Source organism: Nostoc sp. FACHB-110, assembly GCF_014697425.1.
Taxonomy (GTDB): Bacteria; Cyanobacteriota; Cyanobacteriia; order Cyanobacteriales; family Nostocaceae; genus Nostoc_B.
In genome coordinates, this window is the sequence record NZ_JACJRU010000004.1 from 19,807 (window position 1) to 44,972 (window position 25,166).

The 25,166-nt window shown below is 39.9% G+C and carries 18 protein-coding genes; 9 read left to right on the top strand and 9 right to left on the bottom strand.

What is annotated here, in order from left to right:
• Positions 1–76: 76 nt before the first annotated feature.
• Positions 77–793 (bottom strand): DUF928 domain-containing protein, encoded by a 717-nt coding sequence (locus H6G69_RS05805; RefSeq protein WP_190683015.1) that lies wholly within the window; start codon positions 791–793, stop codon positions 77–79.
• 526 nt (positions 794–1,319) lie between these two features.
• Between H6G69_RS05805 and H6G69_RS05810 the strand changes: the two genes are divergently transcribed.
• Both H6G69_RS05810 and H6G69_RS05815 read left to right on the top strand, forming a co-directional pair.
• A complete protein-coding gene (locus H6G69_RS05810; RefSeq protein WP_190683019.1) occupies positions 1,320–2,885 on the top strand; it encodes an NF038122 family metalloprotease in 1,566 nt (521 codons plus the stop codon).
• Between the two features lie 368 nt (positions 2,886–3,253).
• Positions 3,254–5,749, top strand: coding sequence for an S-layer family protein (locus H6G69_RS05815; protein ID WP_190683022.1), 2,496 nt, complete (start codon positions 3,254–3,256; stop codon positions 5,747–5,749).
• On the opposite strand, the gene H6G69_RS05820 is transcribed toward H6G69_RS05815, so the two are convergent.
• The gene (locus tag H6G69_RS05820; RefSeq protein WP_190683025.1) at positions 5,746–7,488 is read right to left on the bottom strand and encodes a ShlB/FhaC/HecB family hemolysin secretion/activation protein; all 1,743 of its coding nucleotides are present in this window, start codon (positions 7,486–7,488) and stop codon (positions 5,746–5,748) included. The two genes, H6G69_RS05815 and H6G69_RS05820, sit on opposite strands and share 4 nt — an antisense overlap.
• A 252-nt stretch (positions 7,489–7,740) precedes the next feature.
• Positions 7,741–8,496, bottom strand: a complete 756-nt coding sequence (locus H6G69_RS05825; protein WP_190683716.1) for a TspO/MBR family protein — start codon at positions 8,494–8,496, stop codon at positions 7,741–7,743.
• 593 nt (positions 8,497–9,089) lie between these two features.
• Here H6G69_RS05825 and H6G69_RS05830 point away from each other — a divergent pair.
• A complete protein-coding gene (locus H6G69_RS05830) occupies positions 9,090–9,476 on the top strand; it encodes a hypothetical protein (protein ID WP_190683028.1) in 387 nt (128 codons plus the stop codon).
• A gap of 94 nt (positions 9,477–9,570) precedes the next feature.
• Here the strand turns inward: H6G69_RS05830 and H6G69_RS05835 are convergent, their stop codons facing one another.
• On the bottom strand, positions 9,571–12,120 hold the full coding sequence (locus tag H6G69_RS05835) for a CHAT domain-containing protein (protein WP_242071989.1): 2,550 nt from the start codon (positions 12,118–12,120) through the stop codon (positions 9,571–9,573).
• Between the two features lie 317 nt (positions 12,121–12,437).
• On the opposite strand from H6G69_RS05835, the gene H6G69_RS05840 reads away from it, so the two are divergent.
• From H6G69_RS05840 to H6G69_RS05850, 3 genes are all read left to right on the top strand, one after another.
• Positions 12,438–12,752, top strand: a complete 315-nt coding sequence (locus H6G69_RS05840; protein WP_242071990.1) for a DUF305 domain-containing protein — start codon at positions 12,438–12,440, stop codon at positions 12,750–12,752.
• Between the two features lie 52 nt (positions 12,753–12,804).
• Positions 12,805–12,999 (top strand): heavy-metal-associated domain-containing protein, encoded by a 195-nt coding sequence (locus tag H6G69_RS05845; RefSeq protein WP_190683035.1) that lies wholly within the window; start codon positions 12,805–12,807, stop codon positions 12,997–12,999.
• A 414-nt stretch (positions 13,000–13,413) separates the two neighbouring features.
• Positions 13,414–14,499, top strand: coding sequence for an aromatic ring-hydroxylating dioxygenase subunit alpha (locus H6G69_RS05850; RefSeq protein ID WP_190683038.1), 1,086 nt, complete (start codon positions 13,414–13,416; stop codon positions 14,497–14,499).
• Between the two features lie 250 nt (positions 14,500–14,749).
• Here H6G69_RS05850 and H6G69_RS05855 read toward each other — a convergent pair whose 3' ends face one another.
• Both H6G69_RS05855 and H6G69_RS05860 read right to left on the bottom strand, forming a co-directional pair.
• Positions 14,750–15,427 (bottom strand): hypothetical protein, encoded by a 678-nt coding sequence (locus H6G69_RS05855; protein WP_190683041.1) that lies wholly within the window; start codon positions 15,425–15,427, stop codon positions 14,750–14,752.
• Between the two features lie 82 nt (positions 15,428–15,509).
• On the bottom strand, positions 15,510–17,486 hold the full coding sequence (locus tag H6G69_RS05860) for a heavy metal translocating P-type ATPase (protein ID WP_190683044.1): 1,977 nt from the start codon (positions 17,484–17,486) through the stop codon (positions 15,510–15,512).
• A gap of 246 nt (positions 17,487–17,732) precedes the next feature.
• Here H6G69_RS05860 and H6G69_RS05865 point away from each other — a divergent pair, with 246 nt between their 5' ends.
• The gene (locus H6G69_RS05865) at positions 17,733–19,061 is read left to right on the top strand and encodes an Nramp family divalent metal transporter (protein ID WP_190683047.1); all 1,329 of its coding nucleotides are present in this window, start codon (positions 17,733–17,735) and stop codon (positions 19,059–19,061) included.
• A gap of 46 nt (positions 19,062–19,107) precedes the next feature.
• The gene (locus tag H6G69_RS05870; protein WP_190683050.1) at positions 19,108–19,776 is read left to right on the top strand and encodes a tetratricopeptide repeat protein; all 669 of its coding nucleotides are present in this window, start codon (positions 19,108–19,110) and stop codon (positions 19,774–19,776) included.
• On the opposite strand, the gene H6G69_RS05875 is transcribed toward H6G69_RS05870, so the two are convergent.
• Together H6G69_RS05875 and H6G69_RS05880 are read right to left on the bottom strand one after the other, a co-directional pair.
• Entirely contained in the window at positions 19,773–21,074 is a 1,302-nt protein-coding gene (locus H6G69_RS05875) for a hypothetical protein (protein ID WP_242071991.1), read from the bottom strand. The two genes, H6G69_RS05870 and H6G69_RS05875, sit on opposite strands and share 4 nt — an antisense overlap.
• A gap of 61 nt (positions 21,075–21,135) precedes the next feature.
• Positions 21,136–21,327: a CbtB-domain containing protein gene (locus H6G69_RS05880; protein ID WP_190683053.1), complete on the bottom strand. Its 192-nt coding sequence runs from the start codon at positions 21,325–21,327 to the stop codon at positions 21,136–21,138.
• A 511-nt stretch (positions 21,328–21,838) separates the two neighbouring features.
• Between H6G69_RS05880 and H6G69_RS05885 the strand changes: the two genes are divergently transcribed.
• On the top strand, positions 21,839–22,222 hold the full coding sequence (locus tag H6G69_RS05885; protein WP_190683056.1) for a hypothetical protein: 384 nt from the start codon (positions 21,839–21,841) through the stop codon (positions 22,220–22,222).
• A gap of 183 nt (positions 22,223–22,405) precedes the next feature.
• Here H6G69_RS05885 and H6G69_RS05890 read toward each other — a convergent pair whose 3' ends face one another.
• On the bottom strand, positions 22,406–25,078 hold the full coding sequence (locus H6G69_RS05890) for an RNA helicase (RefSeq protein ID WP_190683059.1): 2,673 nt from the start codon (positions 25,076–25,078) through the stop codon (positions 22,406–22,408).
• Between the last annotated feature and the right edge of the window lie 88 nt (positions 25,079–25,166).

The window sequence follows — 25,166 nt, forward strand, 5'->3', positions numbered from 1 at the left end:
ACCTCAGCCCAAAATCAAAAAGAATTAGGAATGAGGGAATTTTTTCCTCATTCCCACATCACTCATGTGTTGAGTTTTAATTAATTAGTGGTTCATTAGCGATCGCATTTAAATCAACAGACTTTAACAGTTCTTGCCAAGAAGCAGACACAGAAGGATTATTTGGTTGCTTTCTTTTTAACTCTGCTAGAGTAGCCAGTGAATCATACCAAATACCCATACGTGCTAGTTTAGTAGCTACTGCCAAACTAGCTTGATTGTTCAAACTGCGTTGCGATTCTACTCGGCGAATCCATCCACTCACCCAAGGACTATCTGGCTCTAATTCTTGGGTACAAATCATTACCAAAGACCATTGATAATTTTTGCCAGTTGTCAAAGCCGGAACCGAAGATGGCAGTTTAACAGCCATCACACCATGTTGGCGCGGAACAGGAAAAGTTGTTTGATAATATTGCTTACCTTGCTCATCTTGCAGTGTAAACATCGCTTTTTTAGCCTTAGTCTGAGGTACGTAAACCAAAACTGTGGGACGCTGTGTAAGTGTCAGACCAATATTCGTTTTGGGCAGCAATGGCGTTACTGATGCGGCATTACTAGTTGATATGTCTGCACTGCAAATAGAAGCATCTCTCGAAGCTCCTCCGGTAGATTTTTTGGGTGCGAGGTCTTTCGGGGGATTAAAAGTCACCTGCGCCCAAATAGGTGTGGCCGCCAACATTAATAATGAAAAAGTTGCCGCCCCAAGTGTCAATAATGTAGGTAGAGAAAGATATTTTTTGTGTTGCTGCATAACTATTTTGTCTTTACATCTTCAGTTGAATCGTGTTAGCAAAAAAATTGATTTATAGAAATGTGTATAAATACGACTCTAATTATATTGTAATAATTAATCTCTCTAAATCAGTGTAAACACTGTTCCTGTTAAATATATAGATAAAATTAGGTGAACTTGTAGGTTCAACAGGGACTGAATATTTCTAAAAAACTGATAATTTTGTTAAAAACTTTTAACTTTTACACAAGCATTATATTGGAATTAGAATTATAAACAATGAATAAATCAACTATTCTGACACAATCAACCTGACCAAAAAACTTTATCTCTGTTTTACACAAACATTGTTTTATTAAATTAAATAAACACAATTTCATATAATAAAAGCAAAATATTTCACCAATAATTTATACATTTTGGTGTTTAGTGTATGTATGTTTATTGTTAATATTCTTGTTTATGAATTTTTCTGAACAGAGTATTGTCAGATTGATGAGAAATATTGAATCAAAAACTACTTCTGTTTATATGTTGAGTTCATATGCAAAACATTAACACTGCTAATATACAGCAAAAGAGATCACAATTTCTTGGCAAAATTATTCCTTCTTTAGCACTAGCTAGTTCTGTCATCATAGGTAACTCTTCAGCCCAAGCACTACAATTTAATTTTACTTATGCACCAGGAACAAGCTTAGACCAAATGCTGGGCTATGAAATGGCTGGCAAATATTGGTCAAATTATTTATCTGATGATGTCACCTTGAACATATTTATTGAACCAACGAATATGTTACCGAAAAACGTCATTGGTGGGGCGATACCAGGAGTAACATTACAGAACTTTAATACTGTTGCTCAAAAACTCCAAGCAGATGTCACTTCATATACAGATCGCACAGCTTTAAATAGTTTATTGAACCAATGTAATATCGGCATTGGCTTTAGCAACGGATATTGGCAATATCAATGCACAGGATATAAATCTTTAACCAGTACCTATAAGTATGGTATTTCTGACTTAGAGATTCAATCCGATGTGAAAACAGTCAATCTTACCCGTCCTAATGCCAAAGCTTTAGGAATTATTGGGGCGAATGATCCTGGTTATGATGCTTACATTCTTGTGAGTAACCTAGACAATATTAGTCGGCCTCTTTCATGGAATTATTTTTCTGCCAACAATAGCAGTAGTCTCATTCCTAACGGAACTCTGGACTTTTTCACTGTGGCAGTACATGAATTAACTCACACTCTAGGCTTTGTCAGTGGAATTGATTCACCTGAATATGCAGACTTATTAACCAAAAAGTCATTATTTACTAATGACGATATGTCTAAATATGGCTACTTGATGGATATGTTTCGCCTCTCTCAATCTAGCCGCTTTTGGAATAGACCTGATATATCCATTGGCGTAGATACAGTGTTATCTATTGATGGCGGTAACACCAAATTAGGTAATATGTCTTCTGGAAGTACTAAATTTGGCGGAGACGGTAATCAAGGCAGTCACTGGGATAAAGATGCTACCTATGATGGCATTATGGAGGCTAGTCTGGGTGCGGGCGGTACAAGACAACTGGTAACAAACAACGATTTAACTGTTTTGGATGTTCTCGGCTGGAATTTACAACAAAACAACCAAGATTTACTCAGCATTTTTAATAGTGCTAAGTCGGGACTGGCTAGCAAAATGGGAGTAACGACAAGTTGGATGGATACAAATCCCGCACAAGCCGCTTTAAGTCTGACACCAGGATTCATCGATGCGAATAACAATGGTTATGATGACCGTGGCGAAGCCTTAAATAAAATGATCAACAGTAGCGGGACTTACAACTGGGGTTGGAATGGTTATTGGTGGGGTTGGAACGGTTATTGGTGGGGTTGGAATGGTTATTGGCAATCTACTGACAACTTAATTGCTGATGGCTTTTGGCAAAATGCCACCTGGGAAACACTTGATGAATTTGAAGCTGATAGCGATCATTCTACCAACGATTCTCAGACGCAATCTGTTCCTGAACCTACCACTATCTCTGGATTGTTAGCAATGGCGTTATTTAGTATTTTTGGACGATGCCAACGCCGTGTCCGCGATTAACTAGGGTTTGCTAATACTTAAGTTGCCATCAAATAGGCTATTCCTATTCCTACTCTCCATTGCAGTTACTATCTTTGACAAAAATTGACTAACTAACGCACTAATTCTTTTTTGAGGTGCATCTTCCAACAGAAATGATTATATAAGAATCATATTAATTTTTGAAAAATCAGTACAGTAGTAGTGCATAAAATATAACTCTTGTGGCGTGGGCATCCTATCGCACCGGACGGGCTAGAAGTCCATCCCACAAGAGAATTTTAATGCAATATTTTAGTCTGGCTACGCCACTACATATACTACTATTCCTTACCTAATTAGGTTGAGTAATCAAATTCTTAAATCTATAAAAACTATCTTAATTTATAATGAAAATCTCAAAATTATTATTAGCTTTTAGCTTTTTTTTATTGCTGGAAACACCTTTAACAGTATTGGCACAAACTAAAATTAATCCAGACGGGACATTACCTACTAATGTCAATCATAACGGCAAGGTGTATGACATTACTGGGGGTGATAGACCAAATAATGGGGCGAATCTTTTTCACAGTTTAAAGGATTTTTCTCTGAAATCAGGTGACACTGCCAGGTTTATTTACGAACCAAACATTAACAATATTATTACTCGGATTACTGGAGGGTTGCCCTCGCAAATTGATGGAACTATTCAAACTTTGATGAATGGAACCAATAATATAGGTAATGCCAATCTATTTATTATTAATCCGAGTGGAATTATCTTTGGTGCTAATGCCAAATTAGATGTTGGTGGTTCGTTTGTGGGGACGACAGCCGATAGTATTAAATTTGCTGATGGTACAGAATTTAGCTCTATCAATCCCACATCTCACCCACTGCTAACTATTAGCACTCCTTTGGGTTTGCAATTTGGTTCTCGTCCTGCTGGAGAAATTCGCGTCAATGGTTCAGGAAATAATTTTCAACTCAATCCCGATTTTTCTTTGAATATTAGTAACATTCCATTAGGATTAAGCTATCAAACGCCCAATAGTCAGACTTTAGCTTTAGTTGGTGGTAAAGTAGAACTCGATGGCGGAAATATTAGCGTACCTCAAGGCAGAGTAGAATTATGGTCAGTAACGCAAGGTGAAGTTGCGATCGCCCAATCAAATGGAAAAATTCAATTACAACCAGCACCAGGAATTAGCTATGGTGATATTAACCTGAATCATGCGGCTTCTGTAGATGCAAGTGGTAATAGTGGTGGTTTAATTCAGGTGCGGGGACAAAATGTAACTTTACAAAATGGCTCGCTCATCATTACAGATACAAGAGGTAGTGGTTCTGGTGGGATATTAAATGTATTTGCGTCTGATCAATTAACGATTGATGGCTTTGTATTAAACCCCGATAACCAAGTTTTTAGCAGTATACTTGCTGATGTTGCTACTGGCGCTAGTGGAGAAGGCGGCAAAATCACCATTAATACAAAAACGTTGCAAGTGAGTAATGGTGGTCAAATATCTAGTGGTACTTTTGGTACTGGCAATGCTGGAGAATTGAATATTACAGCCGAAAATATTCAAGCCAGTGGTTTTTCTCCCTTCGGGCCGAGTGGTTTATTTGCACCTGTGGCTTTAGGTGCTAGGGGGAGAGGAGGTAATTTAACTATTAACACTGATGGGTTGCAAGTTAATGGTGGCGCACAAATATTTGCCAGTACCTATGGTTTTGGTCAAGCTGGCGACTTGAAAATTCTCGCTCAAAATGTCGAAGTCCTTGGGGGGGCAGAATCTGGCCCTAGTAGTATTCAAGCTACAGTACAGCGCTCTTCAGGTGCAGGAGGTAATTTATCACTGCAAACAAATCATTTACGAGTTGCTGATGGCGGTCAAATTGCTGTTAGCACCTCTGGTAAGGGATCGGCTGGCAATATGACCATCATCGCTGATTCAGTAGAATTAACAGGTAGTAATCAATTAGGTCGCAGTGGCTTATTTGCTAGTGCTATTGTTGGTAATGGTCAAGGCGGCGATGTCAATTTGAGTGTTGATCGCTTGGTGATTGCTGATGGTGCAACTATCAATGTCAGTAATTTCCTGAGTCGAGATCCACTTAATCTACGTGGTTTGGCTGGTAAAGGTGCGGCAGGAAATATTAGAATCAACTCCAATGCTGTACTATTAACCAATCAAGGAACAATTACTGCTAATACTAATGCTGGCGATTGGGGCAATATTACGATTAAATCAGATACTCTGCAAATGCGCCGAGGTAGTCAAATCAGTACCAATGCCCGTAATAGTGCAGTTGGTGGAAACATTAACATCACAACAAATACTTTAGTTGCCTACGAAAATAGTGATATTACTGCCAATGCACAAAAGGGCTTTGGTGGTAGGGTAGCGATTAATGCTCACGGAATTTTTGGTACTCAGTCGCGTCTACAATTGACTCCCGAAAGCGATATTACGGCTTCTTCTGATTTAGGTGCAGATTTTAGTGGAACTGTAGAATTAAATACACCTGATGTCGATCCCTCTCAAGGATTGGTGACATTACCAGCTAATTTTAGCGATCGCTCACGACAAATAGTCAATGCTTGCGGGGCAGTACAACAAAACCGTTTTGTAGTTAGTAATCGTGGTGGAGTACCGACTAATCCAACTGATAGCCTCAAAAGTGAAGTAGTTTGGCAGGATATCCGCGACTTATCCCCAGAAATCAGTCATCCCAAAACCAGTAGCAATTATTCAAATCCGAGTCGTCAGCCATCAATTATAGAAGCTCAAGGATTAATTGCTCATCCAGATGGCAGCATTGAGTTAGTAGCAGCCATACCACAGGTAACAGCTCATACTCCTTGGCAAACTGCGACTCAATGCGCTGCCAAAAATTAAAAGGGGTTGGCGACAATCGAAAAATACAAACCATTTTCTTGCCATGAGTTGCCATCTCCAGAAGGCGGGGAAACTAGGGGAATACCCCAATCCAAACGTACTGTTAAGTAATTCTGCCATTGCCAGCGTAATCCTAGCCCAGTAGATAATAAAGTGTTTCTACTGAGATTTGCTGGCGAGGATCTGCCGGGGTTGTTCCAACCAGTCCCAAAATCTACGAAAGGTGCTAGTTGCAGCAGACTTTTACCTTGCCAGAATTGGGCGATGGGAATTCGCACTTCCGCCGAAGCAAAAACTCCATTGTCGGTTAACAACGCATCTTGACGATAACCCCGAACGTTATCCTGACCACCGATGCCAATTTGTTCAAAGGGAACAAGGGGACGGTCTGCTAATTGTAAATCACCTTTGAGCAGCACTAAGGTATTAGGAGCTAATAAACGCACCCATTGAGCTTGTCCTCGCCAAGCCAAAAAGCGGCTATCAACAGAGTGATTGTTAATGGTGGCATTGAAAGCATCAATTCCCAAACTCAACTGCGAACGTAAAGCCAAAACCTGTTGGTTACTGCGAGCCGTCCATTCTTGAAAAAATCGGATTGATGTGATGTTTGTTCTTCCTTGTGCATCTGCACCAGAACTGGGAAAAGGAAGTTCCCCGTTTAAGAACCGGGCTTGACTGGCTCGATGACTAGCTGTTAAACCTAAAGCTAATTCTTGAGTTTGTTTTTGGATGATGGGTTGGCGTAGGGTGAGTTCGTAATAATGGGAATCAGATTGAATATCCAGAACGCTAAAAGGTTCTTCAATGACGCGATTATTAGAAGTGCCGTAGCTCAAAGCTAAAGTACCATTATGGGGATTGATGGGCAAAGTATAGCTGAAGTCATAGGCATTACTACCATCGGTATTAGTATAGCTAGCACTTAGACGATCGCCCCAGCCCGAAAGATTGGCTTCGCTTACTTGAATTTGTCTACTAAAACTACCCACAGCAGGCGATCGCCCATTATCCAGTACTATTTGTGTATTGAAAGTATTGGCTTCTTTGACCTGCACTTCTAATAAACTTTTTCCTGGTTGGGTGCTAGCCGATAGCTCGGCGGAAATACTCGCAATTAAAGGATTTAATTGTAACAATTGTAGGGCTGCTAACAGGCGATCGCGCTTCAACGGCTGATGAATATTTGTAGCCAGACGACTCTGCACATATGCAGGATTAAGTCTGCGAGTACCTGTAATTTTTATCTGTTCTAGTTCTCCTTCAACTATTTTGATTTCCACGATTCCATCGTGACGCTTTTGTGGCGGTATATAAGCTCCAGAAGTAATGTATTCATTTTGGATATAAAGGTTAGTAATCTCCGAACGGAGCTTATATAAATCTTGAAGTTTTATCGGGCGGTTAGTATAGGGTGCAGTAATTTTGGCAAAATCTTCCTCGGAAAAAACTGTGCTACCAGTAACAGCAAATTTCTTGACAACAATGGTGGCAGAATCTTCGCCTAAAGATTGCTGTTCTAATGTAGGGGATGTTGTATTTGGTTGCAGTAACTCCTCGATTGGTGGTAACTGCGTTGGCGGCGATAACTCCGGTAATGGTTGAGTGGAAGGCGGCTGACCAGGTTGAGAGCTTTCTAGATTAAGTATTTGGGCATTGACTGAATTAAAGGGAATTGTCAAGCTAATGATAGAAAAAATTAAATACCATTGGTAACTTAAAAAACCTGTATTGTTCATCTTGAGGCTCAAAATAAAAGCATCATCGCCAATTGCCGACTACAACAGAGCTACTTTAGGCATATTGGCGATCGCTCTAATAGAAGTATGCTTTTTTATGTTGCCCTTACGGAGATAGGTTATATCATGTCTGAATCAACAACAGGGTGTGGGAGGGGCGTTTTTTCCTGACACCCCACACCTCACACCCTGTTCTTGGTCAGGATTGCAACGCCTCAATATCTACAGATTTTCTCGCTAAAGTTGAGAAAATTATTGATGCTCCACAGGTGTGCGTTTTAATGGATACAATGGCTCCGAACCATTTAATTGCCAAATTCTCAAGACTAATACAGCAGCTACAGTCAGCCAGACACAAGAGAATGACAAAATTATTCCAGCATAAGGATTAGTTTGCCAGTAAAGCGCTGTTACTACTAAAGCAGATAACCAAGGGCCAAAAATTACTACAGGAACAGCCGCACCTAATCTGCGTTCTACTGTAAAAATTGTATTCCAAGTATCACCTACAGCCAGATGCACCACAAATAAAATTAAAGGCCACACTAAAAAGTGGTGATTCATTGCCTGCCACACTAATACAGAAGAAATCACTCGCAAAACCGCTATCATCATCCAGACAATGGGAAATACTAAAGGAGGTGGCGCCCATTTTGGTCTAATTACTTGGTCGTAGGTTTGACGAGAACGGGTATTATCTAACAGCGAAAATATTCGAGAACGGATACTAAATACGGCAAAAAGTAATCCGGTCAAAAATGTGCTAACCCAACTGGGAATCGCTGAATTATTATCAATCAATGTGACTAATTTTTCCATCCCCAACAAGACACCAATCATTGTTCCTATTTGGAAAATAGTGCCTAGTTTATAAACCAAAACTGCTTTGATATCTATCTCTGGTTTGGTAGATACCGATATCTGAGAATGTTCTTGCTTACCAGTTTTGACTCCCATCACTGTATTGACAAATTGTTCGATTATGCCACTATTGTTAGACTGATTCATCATGAAATACTAGGGTGTAGTTCTTATTTGGTAATAACCGCTTTACCCATAGTTTAATATGAGTAAAAAATAAAATATCCTAGAATTAATAAATATTTTTTATAAAATAAAATTAAATAAATTTGATGGGGACTGCTGGAGTAGAGAGGATCATCTTCAGTTCTGCTTTTTATAATTCAATACGCTTGGGTTAAGACTAAAAACCAATTCTGGCATAGGTTGGGGAGCCAGTGCGTTGGGCGGGTTCCCCGACATGAAGCAACTGGCGTTTGAGGAACGAAACCCAACATCCGAGCATACTTTGTTGGGTTACGCTATCGCTACACCCAACCTACTTTTCTGCTTAACTGCTGTTTTGCCTTGATGAGCATCTACTCTCAGAATGGTATTTATTTAGTAGCGATCGCACCTTGAAAAAAACTGCTATCAGAACATCAAAACCAGTCTAATACCAAAAGAGGGATACATGAAACAGTTAATGTACCCCCAGATAGAAGTAAAAATATATCTAAACATTTAGGATGCCTGTGTGTCTTAAAAAGACATTTATTGCTGAAAAATACAGACATAACTGCAAATTCAAGGAGTATCAAATGTCTAGATTTATTCTATCTTTGAAGCAAATAGTCAGCACAGGTGTGGTAATTGTTGGTTCTATCATTTTTATCATGATATCAGGGGTTTTTCTCAGCATTCAACAGCCAAGTTATGCCACTACCCAAGAAGAGTTAAAGCTAATTCCGCCAGAGTTTAAGCCTAATACTGAAGAAAAAATCAACCGTGCCAATGAATATGATCCAGGTGTGGGAATTCAAGAAGAAGATAGACAAGCAGCTTACGAACAAGCGATAAAAGATTCGCAAAATCTCAACACTTTAGAAAAAGCATATAAAAATAATTTAAAAGAAGAACAAGCCGAAAATTCTCAAAGTTTAGGCAAACAAGCCTCAGAAGTGATTAACAAGGTAATAGGCAAATAAAAATTGTTATAAACTCTAGCATTTTTGAATCATTGGTTAACAATAAGATACCTGATTTGATAAAAAATCGGGTATCTTATTCAGCACAATTTTATTACAACCAATTACCAATTAATACATAAGCAGACCAAAAGCTGGGGGCTTTGTAATTGGGATGATTAAGCATAGTTAGTTGAGCATGACGAAGAGCTTTAGCTTTGCTGATGTTGCCTTTTTTGAGTTCTTGATAAAAGTCACTCACAAACAAAGCTGTTGATTCATCATCGATTTGCCACAAAGAAGCCAATGTACTCCTAGCACCAGCACGAATGGCTGTACCTGCAAGTCCTAAAGCTGCACGGTTGTCACCCATTGCTGTTTGACAAGCACTTAATACTAATAATTCGACTGCTTTTGTTTGGTTGGCGTTCCTATTTCGCAGGAGGTTATCAAGTTGCTTAACATGAATTGGCCCATCAGCAGCTAATATAAAAGTTTGCTCGGCACTGGAACTAAATTGGCCGTGAGTGGCTAAATGGACAACATTAAAAGGAACATTATTCACCTCTTTTGCTAATGCTTGACTGGTGAATTGTTTGTCAATAAGATTAGTTGTAGAAACGCCTGCTTGAGCAATTAAATTAACCTCAGATTTAATCGCAGGTAATGGCGAGAAGTTGGGAAATCCTGGTGGTGGTTCAGATAATCCGGCAATTAAACCTTTAAGTTGCTGCTTGACTAGAGGTTGAGGATTTTGTAATTGTAAACTGACATTTAAGGCGATCGCATATTTTTCAATTAAGAATTTTTCCCCATCAAACAGCGAAGCCATTGGAATGTTACGCAATATTCCATCCAGGACAAACACGAGGGTATCAACTTTAGTGGCTGATAACTCCGACTCAATAGGTTTAATTAACCAGTCGTAAACTATTTGTGATTGGGTTTTAATCGTGCGAGTAGCAGTTGGATTGACTAAAGCTGTACGCAGACTGGAGACGATGTTTTCTACTTCTTTTTGGGGAATTTTGGTACTGTAATTGTGTAGTTTTTGGTCACGTAGTTTGACAATTACCTGAATTTCGTCAGGCAGAATAATCGGATATAAAATTGCTGTGTTGGGATTTTGCTTGTCTACCACTTTATCAAGGGCGACTTTTTTACCTTGCAAACAAGCTTCTTGAAAGAAATTATCTAATTCTGCTAATTGCAAAGCTTCAATCCGTTCCCGTACGCGCTCTAAAATTGTACTATCGGTTTTTGCTTGCAGTAATAATAACTCGACTGATTGGCGATAAACTGGTTCCACACTATCTCGAAAGTTAAATTGAACGTATTGACTAACTGCGGCTAAGTCGCTACGCAAAGATTTTAAAGTATCCACAGCTGCATCATAAGCCGCGATCGCACCTGGAAGTTGATTTTGCTGCCGCAGCAATCGCCCTAACTGCCACTGCAAGTGATAGGCAATATCGGGTGTATTTGTAGACTGTGCTAACACTAAACCTTTTTCGGTGAGGGTTTGGGCATATTTCCATTGCTTAGTTTGCTCGTAGACATTACCCAAAGTCAAAAGTGCGTAAGCTTCAGCCTGCTGATCGCCTAGACTGCTTGATGCGTTTACTGTTGCGGCTAAAAGTTGAACGATTTGTTGGGGCTTGGCGAGCGCAAATTGAGAATCAATCCCCAACTTAATTAAACTTTGAGCAAAATTAATCTGAGCATATATTGCTGCACGGCTAGGAGGAAGTTGGTTAATTTGGGATTGAATCGCAGTTAATAAAGCTGGGACTTGTGCTAATTGGTTAATTTCTATGAGTAAGCTGAGGTAATTCAGTTGTGCTTGAATTTTGCCTAAAGGTGAGGGGGAGATTTCCATCGCTTGTTGATAATAAGCGATCGCTTGTTGGTTGTCTTGTTGTTTGCGCGCGTTATTTGCCAAACTCAACAAACTGGCTCCCATCTCATCCACAGATTTGAGGTTTGTGGCTATCTCCCGACTTTGGGCGAGAACTTTTTGGGATTTTTGTAAATCACCTGATACTAACAGTGCATCACCAAGCGATCGCAATCCCACAGCTTTTTCCAGAGAATCTGGTTGCGCTTCTAACTGCTGCTGTAATGCTGCTAAAATTTGTAATGCACGACGGTAAAAACCTTGAGTCCGCCACGCCTGGGCTTGATTGATTTGCGATCGCACCACGCCACTAGTATTTTTTGCCTGCTGATAAATAGTTGCCGCTTGTTGCCAAGTGACTAAAGCTGCCTCAGCTTTACCCATTGACAGCTGCAAACGACCTTGAATTAAGAGTGATTGGGCGAATATTTGCTGATTTTGACTGCCTTGTAGTAGTTGCAAACTTTCAGCAATGGCTTGCTCTGCTTCTGTCCATGCACCTAGTTGCTGGTAAGCGAGGGATAAATTACTCAGGGTAATGGCTAATTTCAGTGCGTCTTGCTGTTGGCGATATTCTTGTGCTGCTTGTTGCAAAACTTTGACCGCTTCAGCAAAACGTCCACCATCATAAAGCGTCTTGCCTTCTTGCAAAGGCGATACCATCGTATTTGTCGATGAAGCGTTGAGAGGATTAGGCACTAACGCCAGCACAGGTGAACCCAAGACACACAGCAAACTCAGCAAAAAATACAGAAATAAGCGCAACATCCTGCTACTTTGATGAGAACTTAAGCAAAAATCCCTAGTTTTGGTCTTCAGTGACATGGTAAGCAGTAAATGATGGACTTTGCAAAATTGAATACAACAACACCAATCAAAATTATTTCATAGCCTTGGATGAATCTGCTGCTAGCATTTTGACGCAGCAGATTCATGCTAGAAGAAATACAACTAAAGAGAAATTTAATGCTGATTTTCAACTTAATTTGGATAAGCTGTAAAAGCTTACCTTAAAATTTTTTCACCTCTGGCCTTCTGCCTTGCCCAAAGGGCAAAATTTCACCAAGAGCTTCGACAATTTTATATTGTTTGTTGCAGTACCTTTGCCAAAATGGTGTGGCAGTGAAGTCTCTGCTACTCCAAAAACTGGTATGGGGGTGCATCATAGTAAAGGCCAAGCTATGCAAGGAATGTCTATGCACTCAGAAATGATGGGTATAAAGAGGAATCTAGAATCATTAAAAAATGCCTCTGACTTTGATAAAGAATTTGTGCGACAGATGATTCCGCCAGTAATGATGTCCTCCAGGATGGTAGCTAATCATGCAACTCATCGTGAAATTCGCAACTTAGCTGAAGAAATCTTCAAATCACAAACTGCTGAATTTCCGCAAATGTAACAATGGTATCAAGCTTGGTCTAAATAGTCTTATCGTTTAATATCTGACAACTATGACACTGACACTTACAGTTCCCAACATGGCTTGTTCTGCCTGTGCAAACAACATTACTAATGCCGTCAAAACAGTTGATGCCAATGCGGTTGTTGAAGCCGATCCGAAAACTAAGCTTGTAAATGTAGAAACTCACGTTTCTGAGCAAACAATCAAGGAGGCTTTAGCAGAAGCTGGCTATCCCGCAGCCTAATTTTTTCGATTACTGACAAAAAATAGTTGCGGAATTAGGCAGTAGGCAGTAGTTTCTGAGAACCCATTCATGACTGCTATAGACTTATTCTAAAAATAAGAGTTAAAGGAATATTATCCTTTGACTCTTATTTTTAGAAACACTAACTTTTAAATTTATTGAAGAAAATCTAATATTTTAAAATTACAATAGTATTTACCGCAGTCTCATTTTTACAATCATTTATAATAATTAGCTTTTAACTTAATTTGATTTATAAGATATGCCAAAAATATGACATTTGGCTTATATATAAATATAAAAAATTATCAAATTAATCAATTTCCTATTTCTGCCAGTACTGAAAATAACCGTTTTGATGAAATTAACATGATATTCCTAGAGGAACCCCTTCACTTCTAGTGAATCTCGAAAATGAATGTTAACTCGCAGAATTTTACTTCGATGCGTAAACCTAAAACTTTTAATAATCCAGAGCGTTTTGTTGAAGGCTGGTATTGGGTAATGCCATCACAAAATCTGCGAATAGGTGAGGTAAAGCCAGTTACTATTTTAGGGAGAAAGTTAGTAGTTTATCGTGGTCAAGATAAAAGAGTAGTTATTTGTGATGCCTACTGTCCTCATATGGGAGCGCACCTTGCTGAAGGCAGAATAGAAGGCAACGAATTACGCTGTTTTTTCCATCATTGGAAATTTGACAATCAAGGAATCTGTGTAGAAATTCCCTGTTTAGATGAGCCACTGCCGATTAAATTAAAAACTTGGCCCACAAATGAAGGGTACGGCATGATTTGGATTTGGACTGGGGAAACACCACAACAACCCCTACCATTTATTCCAGATTTACAACAACAGCAGTTTGATATTACTTTTGGGTTTCACTTTGTGAAAAACTGTCATCCGAATGTAGTGTTGATTAATGCGATTGATGCTCAACATTTTAATACAGTTCACAAGTTACCATTAGAAGTTATCTTTGACAAAGAAGAATATAATCACAATGTGATTATTTTTACGAATATTACAGATATTCGCAGAGGTCATTCTTTCACTAAGCTGATTCGTTCTCTATTCAAACACCCCATTAACTATAGTATCTGTTACTGGTATGGTAGTACGGGGATAGTTTCACTTGGCCCTGATTTTTTGGGTTTACACATGATGTTTGCCTTACGTCTTTTGGAGTCTGGCAAAACAGAAGGACAAACTATCTTTATGCTCAAAAAACGTAGTCATCTTTTTGGCAGATTATTTAATCAGTTGATATTTTGGGTAACGAAGCTTGTAGGTGAACATTTTATTCAGGATGATGAAAAAGTTTTTCGGACAATTCGTTTTGATTTAAAAACACCGATTAAAGCCGATCAAGCAATTATGCAGTTTATCAATCATATTGAACAGCAAAAGCCACTTTTATGGAGTACTTGGAATTTGGCACGGCGTGAAGTGGAACCGCAAGCTACTCAAAATCAATGGCGCGATGATTTGACTAATGACTAATTAACACCAAAAAGTGAAAAGTTAAACGCGACTTTTTACTTTTTCTTTCATAAGTTAATGCTTAAATAAAAAGAAGTGGCAAAGCCACTTCATCATTCCCAGGTAGAACCTAAAGATAAGTATAGCTATTGTAGAAATCGAAAATGGTATAAATAAACACCAATTAATTTAAGATTCCAATTTTCATTGCTAGAAGCTAAAAAATTATCATTTCCACTCATAGGCAAATTTCAGATTCGATATTGTAACACTATTGGTCTGGGTTTAGTGAAACAATCAACTGTGCTACCTTGATCCCTAGAGGTTTCCAATGGGGATTACTAGAGGAAAATATGCTATCACCTAAGACTGCATTATAGTCTCTAGGGTATTTTTGGGCGGCATTGGCTGTAGCGTCTACGCGCAGAATAAGTTTACCTTGGTAGCGAGAGAGTTTGCTGCTGTCTAGCAAGATAGTCCCGCCATAATCCCAGGCTAATCCATAAAGTTTAAAGTTGCCTAATTTTTGGCATAACTCACTCCAAGGAGTACCAACACCGATACCTTCGCGGGTTTTCCACGCTGTACCTAAGTTCCGTACATCTAGGGGTTTAGTGCGAGTGTTATCACTCCAGACTACCAAAAGCGATCGCTCTCGGCCTAAGTTTAACTGAGTAGCGGCAAAACTCCCGATTCCTTCTGCACCAGAAATAGTTTTATCCACTACGCGAGATTGACCAAATAGCTTGACTAAATCTTTTTTGGTGGTGGTGCGGGTAATAGGGCCAACTCTTTCACCAGGCACAATTAAAGTATCGTTTAAAGGTTTTGATTGAGCAAGGGTGAAATTATGAGAGCTATTTTGTGGTAATGCAATTGCTGGGTTGGCTGAGTAGCTAATTAATAAAGCTAACACAGCCGTTGTGATGTTTTTGATGGGTAGATTCACTGTTTTCTCGTTTAAGTAGTAGTAATTTAACTGACGACTATGATTAGCTACAGTTCCTCATTACTTATTCCTGAATTCTTGCTTATTTCATCACTCTTGTGGCGTTAAAAATCGCCAGCAAGGCTACACCCACATCAGCAAATACAGCTTCCCACATGGTTGCGACACCTAAAATTCCTAAGCCAATAAATGCAATTTTAATTGCTAAGGCGAAACTAATATTTTGCCAAACAATTTGGCGGGTTTTTCTGGCAATTTGAATTGCTGTAGCTACTTTAGAAGGTGCATCTGTCATGATGACGATATCGGCAGTTTCAATGGCTGCATCTGAGCCTAAACCACCCATTGCCATACCAACATCGGCTCTAGCAATTACAGGTGCATCGTTAATGCCATCACCAATAAAAGCGACTTTATCATGTTTAGGATTCGTGCTAATTAACTTTTCCATTGCCGAGACTTTTTCTTCTGGTAATAACTCGGCAATATAAGAGTCTATACCAATTTGTTGAGCAATTCTAGCCGCGATCGCCTGATTATCTCCTGTTAACATGACTGTTCTTTCTACGCCGATTTTTTTGAGTGCTTGTATCGCTGTTTTAGCATCGGCTTTTAACTCATCTGCAATCATAATATATCCAGCGTAAATATTATCTACTGCTAGATGTACAACTGTGCCTTTTACGTCGCAATTGTCATGGGTAATCTGCTCTTGATGGAGTAGGCGATCGCTTCCTGCTAATACTAGTTTATTACCTACATTTGCTTTAATTCCCTGCCCGGCTATTTCTTCATAATTCGACACTTCGGAAATATCAAAATCTTCACCATATTCTGCGCGAATTGATTGAGCGATGGGGTGATTGGAATGAGCTTCTACTTTGGCGGCTAACTCTAGTATTTCTTGTTGGCTATAGCCGTTAAATGGGACAATTTCGACTACTTTAAATACCCCTTTTGTTAAAGTTCCTGTTTTATCAAATACTACTGTTTTAACTGTAGTTAATGTATCCAAAAACATCGAACCTTTAATCAAAATACCGCGTTTGGCAGCACCGCCAATTCCCCCAAAATAACCCAGGGGTATACTGATAACCAATCCACAGGGACAAGAAATTACTAATAATATCAAAGCTCGATAAACCCATTCTGAAGATGTCGCCCCAGGAATTATTAAAGGTGGTAATATGGCGACTGCTAGAGAGATGAAAACAACTATTGGCGTGTAATAACGAGCAAATTTTGTAATGAATTTTTCTGTTTCTGCTTTTTTACTTCTGGCATTTTGTACTAAGTCTAAAATCTTGGCAATAGAAGATTCATTAAATAGTTTGGTGACTTGAATTTTGAGCAATCCAACTTGATTGATGGAACCAGCTAATACGGTATCGCCAATTCTAACGGTTTGTGGTACAGATTCCCCGGTTAAAGCTGATGTATCAACTTGGGAATTTCCGGTAATAATTTCCCCATCTAAAGGAATTTTTTCGCCTGGTTTAATAACTACGATGTCGCCAATTTTTACTGCTTCTGGAGAAACTTTATTGATAGTACCTTCTGTTTCCAGATTGGCATAATCTGGGCGGACTTCTAATAAAGCTTTGATGGAGTTACGCGAACGGCTTACAGCCACATCTTGAAATAATTCGCCTATTTTGTAAAATAACATCACACCTACAGCTTCAGGTAATTTATGAATTGCTAAAGCTCCGAGTGTGGCAATTGTCATTAAAAATGTTTCATCAAAAATTCTCCCTTTGAGGATATTACGTCCGGCTGTTTTTAACACAGTCCAACCACTCAGAAGGTAGGCGGGAATAAAAACTAAATATTCACCAATTGCATAAGGTGTGTTATGTAATTGTTGTTCAAAAATTAGCCCAGATATATACAAAATACCAATCACAATTAGAGAATATATTTCATTTTTGAAACTAAATTCTCCGCCGTGGTCATGGTTATGATTATCATCGTGATGATGCTCATGGTTATGGTTATGATTCTCATGATGATCATGACTGCAACAATCGGAATGTTCTGAATGTATTTTATGTTGCATTTTGGCTAAATCCTTGTTTCTTTAATATATGAGCGTATATTCAAATTTATGAGAAATTGCTATTTTATGCAAGTTGAATTTTTTAAGAAAGAGAATCTTTATCAATCACTAGTTGAATGACTGTAATAAATGATGTGAGAAAGTTTCAGTCAATGTGAATATGGATAAATTCACCTGGCGAAAGATGACAGCATCTCCAACTTTTGGCAGATTATGAGATAATTATGAAAATTAGAGTATACACAAATGCCTTTTTTGGAAAATACGGCGAAAAAGCCAAGCTTACCCGAAGTTTACCGCAGTATAAAAATCCCTCAGACCAAAAGTTTTTGGCGAAAAATATTGGCGTATGCAGGGCCAGGATATCTAGTTTCTGTAGGATATATTGATCCGGGAAACTGGGCGACTGATATAGCTGGTGGAGCTAAATTTGGCTATGCACTGCTAGTGGTGATTATGCTTTCTAACTTGATGGCGATTTTAATGCAATCGCTGTGTGTGCGGTTAGGGGTAGCGACGGGAAAAGATTTAGCCCAAGCTTGTCGAGATTATTTTAGCCCGCGTGTGAGTTTTGGGTTATGGTTGTTGTGTGAAATTGCGATCGCAGCTTGTGATTTAGCCGAAGTTTTAGGAAGTGCGATCGCGCTACAATTACTTTTTGGTATTCCCTTAAGTTGGGGTGTGTGCATTACAGCATTAGATGTATTTGGATTGTTATTACTGCAAAAAAAAGGCTTTCGTTATACAGAAGCCTTAGTAATTATGTTAGTAGGAACTGTCAGTTTATGTTTTGCAGTTGAAATGATGTTTTCGCGTCCTGATTGGGGCGGAATTTTATTAGGTTATACTCCCAAAGTAGAAATTTTACAAAATCCAGGAATGCTATATATTGCTATTGGCATTTTGGGTGCTACAGTTATGCCGCATAATTTATATTTGCACTCTTCAATTGTCCAGACACGCGCTTGGCAACCCACTACCGAAAAGCGATGGGAAGCGATTAAATTTGGTACAATTGACTCGACATTTGCTTTATGTTTTGCACTTTTAATTAATTCGGCAATCTTAATTGTAGCAGCAGCAACATTTCACTTTTCTGGACATCAGGATGTGGCAGAAATTCAAGATGCTTATCAATTACTATCTCCCTTGTTAGGTGTAAATGCGGCTAGTGCAATTTTTGGTTTAGCTTTATTAGCGTCTGGGCAAAGTTCCACCCTCACCGCAACTTTAGCCGGACAAATTGTCATGGAAGGCTTTTTAAATTTACGCCTGAAACCTTGGTTACGCAGATTTTTAACCAGAATAATTGCAATTGTGCCTGCTTTGATTTCTATTATTTATTTTGGCGAAAAAAGTACAAGTAATTTATTGATTTTTAGTCAAGTAATCTTAAGTTTACAACTATCATTTGCTGTAGTGCCGTTAGTCATGTTTACTAGTAATCGCCGCTTGATGGGTGAATTTGTGAATCCTTGGTGGTTAAAAAGCTTATCATGGTTAGTAGCGATCGCCATCATTATTTTAAATGCTTGGTTGTTATTGCAAACTATTTCTGGTTGGTTATCTGGTTAGAATAATCAAAGAAGGAAAATACTGCAAATGTGAAGGGGTAAAATTTGTGAAGTATATCCAGCAAAAAGTTGCAGTTTTGGGAATGACAATTTTGTTTGGTGCAGCACCTACACTTGTCTATGCAAATACACCAAATAATCAAAGAAATTTTCAGGAATCTTATCAACAAGGGGTACAGAAGTTAGAACAAGGCGATTTTCGGGCAGCGATCGCAGATTTTGATAAAGTAGTACAGCAGAATCCCAAATTTTACGAAGGTTTTTGTCTGCGGGGTTTAGCTAAATCACAAATTGGAGACTTAAGTGCCGCAATTACCGACTTTAACCAAGCACTCAAACTCAATCCCCAGCATATAGACGCTTATAATAGTCGGGGAACGGTTTATGCCCAAATGGGAAATTTACCAAAAGCAATTGCCGACTTTAACAGCACAATCAAAATTGATCCGCAGTCTGTAGATGCTTACTATAATCGGGGACTGGCTTACTTTAAACAACAAAATCCCCAAGCTGCAATTGCTGACTTTAATCAAGCAATTAGCTTGAATCCAAATTTAGCAGATGCTTACGGTAATCGCGGACTGGCTAAATATGCTTTAGGAGATCAGCGTAACGCGATCGCGGATTTACAGCAAGCCGCAACACTTTTCCGTCAGCAAGGCGACACCGCAAGCTATCAACAAACACAAAACCTAATTCAACAGGTACAGCCTTAGTGTTGTGGTGTTAATTTGCGTCTTAGCTGCATTCCCACTAACAAACCAATAATGATGATTCCGGTGAGATAAGCCAGCACAATTAAGCGAATTGATACGGGTGGCGCAACTCCTTCTACATCCACATTTTTCTGCACTCGCAGTGGGGAGAACTGACGTGATGCGTTTGGCTGAGGCGAAACTTCTACCAAAACATTGTGGGGTGCGCCATCAAAAAATTGCTGTTCCCAAGATAGTCTCCCGTTTGTATCTGGAATACCTTGATAAGCGAAGGGAACCCAGCCATCTTCCAGCGACTTTGTTTTGATGTTTACCAACACATCAGAAACAGGCTGTTTGGTTTTTTCATCAACAACTTGCACTTGTAATTTATCAGTTTTGCCGACTGTCGCACTTCCATCGCCCAACAGTTGCACTTCTAAACCTTGTTGTTTCACAATGCCATAATTATCGGCTTGTGGTTCAGCCGCAGAACCGTGATGGTGATGTTCTCCTTCCGGTGCAGTTGCAGATGCATGGTGATTATGATGTTCTCCATGAGATGTCTGCGATTGTGCAATTTCCGCACTCAGATTAACCACCAACAAAGCAATAATAGCCACCAAAGTTGCACCACTCAACAATAATCTTACCCGTTGGGGCGCAATTTCTCCTGGTTGAGTTTCTTGCCTTCCTCCAATTACCCAACCGCCACCTAAACCAACCAGCAATAAGATGATAGCGAGAATGGCGAAGTTGCGATATTTCACCCCATTTTCAGGAACTGATAAATTCAGGTTTTGTTGAATGGGAGTAAAAGCATTAGGCGTTATGGGGGTAACATTTACTTGTAGTTGGTAATTACCCCGAATTGGTAAAATTTGCTGGAATTGCAATTGCCCTTGAGGAGCGATCGCTTGTATATCTAATAATTTAGTGCCTTCTACAATGGGGAAATCTGTAGTAAACCAAGGATTTCTCGCAGGAGTAAAGATTTTTAAATTAATATTGGCATTTGTTAATGGTTTACCTGCTGCGTCTACTGCTTGCAGTGTTAATTTGACAGGCAATTGTAGTTTACGAGCTTCAGCCTCAAAAGGGATGATTTGACTAATAGGTGGTTCAGTAGTTAATTGCACTCTTGGTTGAGGCGATTGTGAAAAGCCCACTGAGTGATAAACACCGATACTCATCAAGGCAAAAATCGCACTGATGAGTAAATAAAACTTTAACTTTTTGATTTTCAGCATATCTCCAGAAGCGGCTAGACCAGCGTTTCTAGCCCTAGCGATCGCCATCATTTTGATGGATTTTCTCAATTATGGGTAGAAGAGTTTAAATTTCTTATCTCTCTACCCATCGATTGATCACAAAATGCTACTAATGACAACCTACTAGTAAAGTATGGTGGCGTAACGAGTGGACGCGATCGTGAATGGCTGGGTTAGTCGTAAAATAAACTGTCCAAAGTGTTAAAGCACACAATGAAACAAACAAAGTTGCTTGTACAGGTGTAGACATAGCTACACTTGCTGTTTTTTTCAAAACTGAAGGATGGGTTTGAGTAGACATCAAATACCTCGTACGCAGATGAAACGGTTTAACTCATCGGTCAACTTTTCCCTAGTAATAGCTTTCGCTTTTCAAGTATGGACAAATTTTTCCATGACCATGAGTGGCAGCTAGTCACTAAAACCGATTATTAAGCAGATAACACAAGATATTAAATTTTACCACCGTGCATTTCTTTAATTTATGTTCTGTTGTTGACCAGTAAACAAAGGTCATCTCCAATTCACAATTACCAATGACGCTCGCAGGCTCGCTAACGCAATTCGCAATAGACCATCTTTGTGCATAAGTACTGACAGTATGAAAACCAATTAATTGCACCTTCATCAAAAATTTGTTTCTAATTTACTTATTAATAGGGAACAATAAGTATAATTCTGTTTTTTCTGCAAAAAAAGTAGAATTAGCCTAAAAACATCATCAAACTTTGATATTACTGATTTACACCGACTTGACCAGTAAATGTGAATCGGATAGGCTTGGCATTTATGTAAGTTTCATTAGGAGACCTATGAGCAAGAAATTAATACTTAATTTGCTTTCTAGTTCGGCAATTTTTAGTTCGCTGATGTCTACGTTGGCAATCATCAACCCAGCCCACGCTAGCGTTAACCTAACCCAACGTTTAATTCATACAGACGATGGTCGTACATGTATCACTAATCCCCACGGTCTGAAGGACTTTGTTTGTATTCGAGATTCGGAAAGAGATCCAAAAGCACCACCAGCACCTAAATCTATGGTGGTTTCATCGCAGCCATCTAACGTCAACATTGCAGAACTGAATTTTACAGACGAAGAAAGCGATGCTGCTATTAGAATCTTTAAATGCGATTGTCCTTACTGCATCAATTCTTTGCGACAGTTACGGGGTAGTGGCAACTTAGTTTATTAAGAACAGCTATATTCATTGACTTTATCGTCAATAGCAAACCAAAAGAAGCATTTTTAACCAAAATTAATGACTAATCCTGGAGCAAATACCACTATATTTTTAGGGGGTTTGTAGTTGTGTGGCTACAAACCCCTTAATTTTGCACTATTTACATAAATTGTGTAGAGAGGCGATATAGTCGCCTCATTCAACTACTTCATTCACCGGGAATCGATCAATTAACTGCATCGCCCGGTAGGCATTGCGCTGCAAAACATCTGATAAATGGGGAACGTGAGGAATTTGAGATAATAAATCCAAAGTTCGGCGTAAAATTCTGACGACATCACCCTCATCTAAGCTGGTGTGACCACAGAGTTCTGTCCACTCCATACCTAAAGCCCACTGTTCAACAAGGGCAATTAGCTCAAATTCTAACCAAATCGGTAATGCTACGTTATAGCGGCGTTGCAGTTGGAACATTTGGCGACGGATTCCCCGTAATTGTTTCAAGCGTTCTGCAACTTCTTCACTCAAGTCAAAGTTGACCTTACTATCTGGACGCGGGGTTTCTGTCACTAAGGCGGCGACTGCGGCTGCTAGGTGGTGCGGATCTAATTGGTTGAGTTCACCACTAGCAAAGACTAAACCTAACCACAATTCATTTTCGCCACGAATAGCAGCAGCAATTTGACCTAGTTGGGTTGGCACTAGATTATCCAAACAGCCAAAATGTTGCAAAATCTCAATTAAATTGAGAAATTCTTCCCAATGACGTTGTGATTGTTGTTCAACTTGCCCTTGTAAGTGTTCGAGTTCGGCTTCAAGTTCCACATAGCGTGCTTTGCGTTTGAAAATATTGCCAGCATTGCCAGATTGATGCAGGGGATGATTTTCTAACTGTTCTTGAATTGCGGTCACACGACTGAGTTGTTCGGCGACTTCTGGTGGCAGATTTAACGATTCACTGGGGTTGGGAATCAGTTGGGCTATCGCGGCTGTTTGTTCATTCCCTCGGCGCGACTGTCCCGGCTTAAAGGGCATTTCTGGCGGTGGCAGAATATCTGCTGGCACGTCAATGCGGGGTAATTGAGCATATAAATCTACCACATCCGCAGTTGTCGCCACATACCAACGGTTATCTTGCCCCAAGCAAATTAAATATGGTGCTTGACCAGAACCAGGACTTTTACCCACTAACACTGCTGGTATAGGTGTAGACACTGTGATATTTTTCCCTTTCAGGCTTAACAGTGTCCCAGAAACAGCAAAGCCCAACATCATGAACAATTCTTCTTGACGGTCATCTTGGGCTTGTTCTTGCAGCGTTTTCAATAACTGGCGTTCAACTTTCAGCCGTTGGCGCAATTTCTCATAAACAGCGATTTCGTTTTCGTCTATGGCAGCGATTTGTTCTCTGAGTTGGGCGAGTTGAGCTTGTAATTGGGCAATCTCATCGTATTCTGGTTTGAGGTGCAAGTTGGCTATATACTGCCCAAAACTGCGTTCTACCAGTTCTCTAGCTTGTTCTATGGTGTGAGTTTGCAGCAAGTTCAGCACCATCCCGTAGCTAGGCGTAAACTGGCTGACTAATGGGTCTGGTTTCGAGGTTGCCAGATATGCTGCTTCCTTTGAGCCTTCAAAAGGAGTTTGGACTGTCACCACATGACCTTGTTTATCCATCCCTCGCCGTCCCGCCCGACCTGCCATTTGCAGAAACTCAGAAGCGTTTAAGAGGCGGTGTCCGGTATCAGTACGCTTGGACAGGGTGGAAATAACTGTAGTGCGGGCAGGCATATTAATCCCTGCGGCTAAGGTTTCTGTGGCGAAGACCACTTTAATCAATCCCTGCTGGAATAATTCTTCGACTAGCACTTTCCAAGCAGGTAAAATTCCGGCGTGGTGGGCAGCAATGCCGCGATACAGGGGGGCGATTTGTCCAGAACGCCCAGCTTCGGGGTTTTTTCTTAAAAATTCATCGATTTGCTCGCGCAGTATTTGTGATTCTTCGCCATTTACTAGCCATAAGTCACCCACTTCTGCCACGGCTTTATCGCATCCCCGCCGACTGAAGATAAAGTAAATGGCGGGTAGCATATCCCGTTGTTGTAGCTGGCTCAAGGTGTAGATAATACCAGGAGCTTCTGGTCTGCCATTTTTGCCCTTATCCCCTTGCCCTTTTTTGTATTTTTTAACTAAGCGGGGATTAATCTTATTTTTGCTGTCATTCAGTAAGGGGAAGAGTCCTTTGGGATTGCAATAGTGAAATTCCAAGGGTACTGGGCGAAAATCGGAGTAAATCAAGTCTGTGGGGCCGTGGACGTGATTTAACCAATCTGTGAGTTGTTCGCTGTTGGCAACAGTGGCAGACAGGGCGACTAGTTGCACTTCTCGGGGACAGTAAATAATTGATTCTTCCCAAACTGTACCCCGTTGGCGATCGTTCATGTAGTGGCATTCATCTAATACCACTGCTTCCACATCGACTAAGGAAGTACCGACTTGCCCGATGGGTGTGCCATAAAGCATATTGCGGAAGATTTCTGTGGTCATCACCAGAATTGGTGCATCCCGGTTAATGGAAGCATCTCCTGTTAAAAGTCCCACCAAATCGGGGCCAAATGTCTCACGGAAATCACGTAATTTTTGGTTCGACAACGCTTTGAGGGGCGTGGTGTAGAATACGCGCTTGCCGCGCGATAAGGCACGATAAATGGCATATTCTCCTACCAATGTTTTGCCCGAACCTGTGGGGGCGCACACAACGACACTCCGTCCAGCATTAAGGGACGCGATCGCATCTTTCTGAAACTGATCCAGATCAAAGGGAAATATCAACCCTAAATTAAGTTCTGGAGACGCTGCGGGATAATTCACTCAATCACTTTTGCAACCAGACTGTTTACTATATTAACGGGTCTTTTGTCAACTTCGGCATTTGTCAAGAGAAAGTATGAAGTGTGAA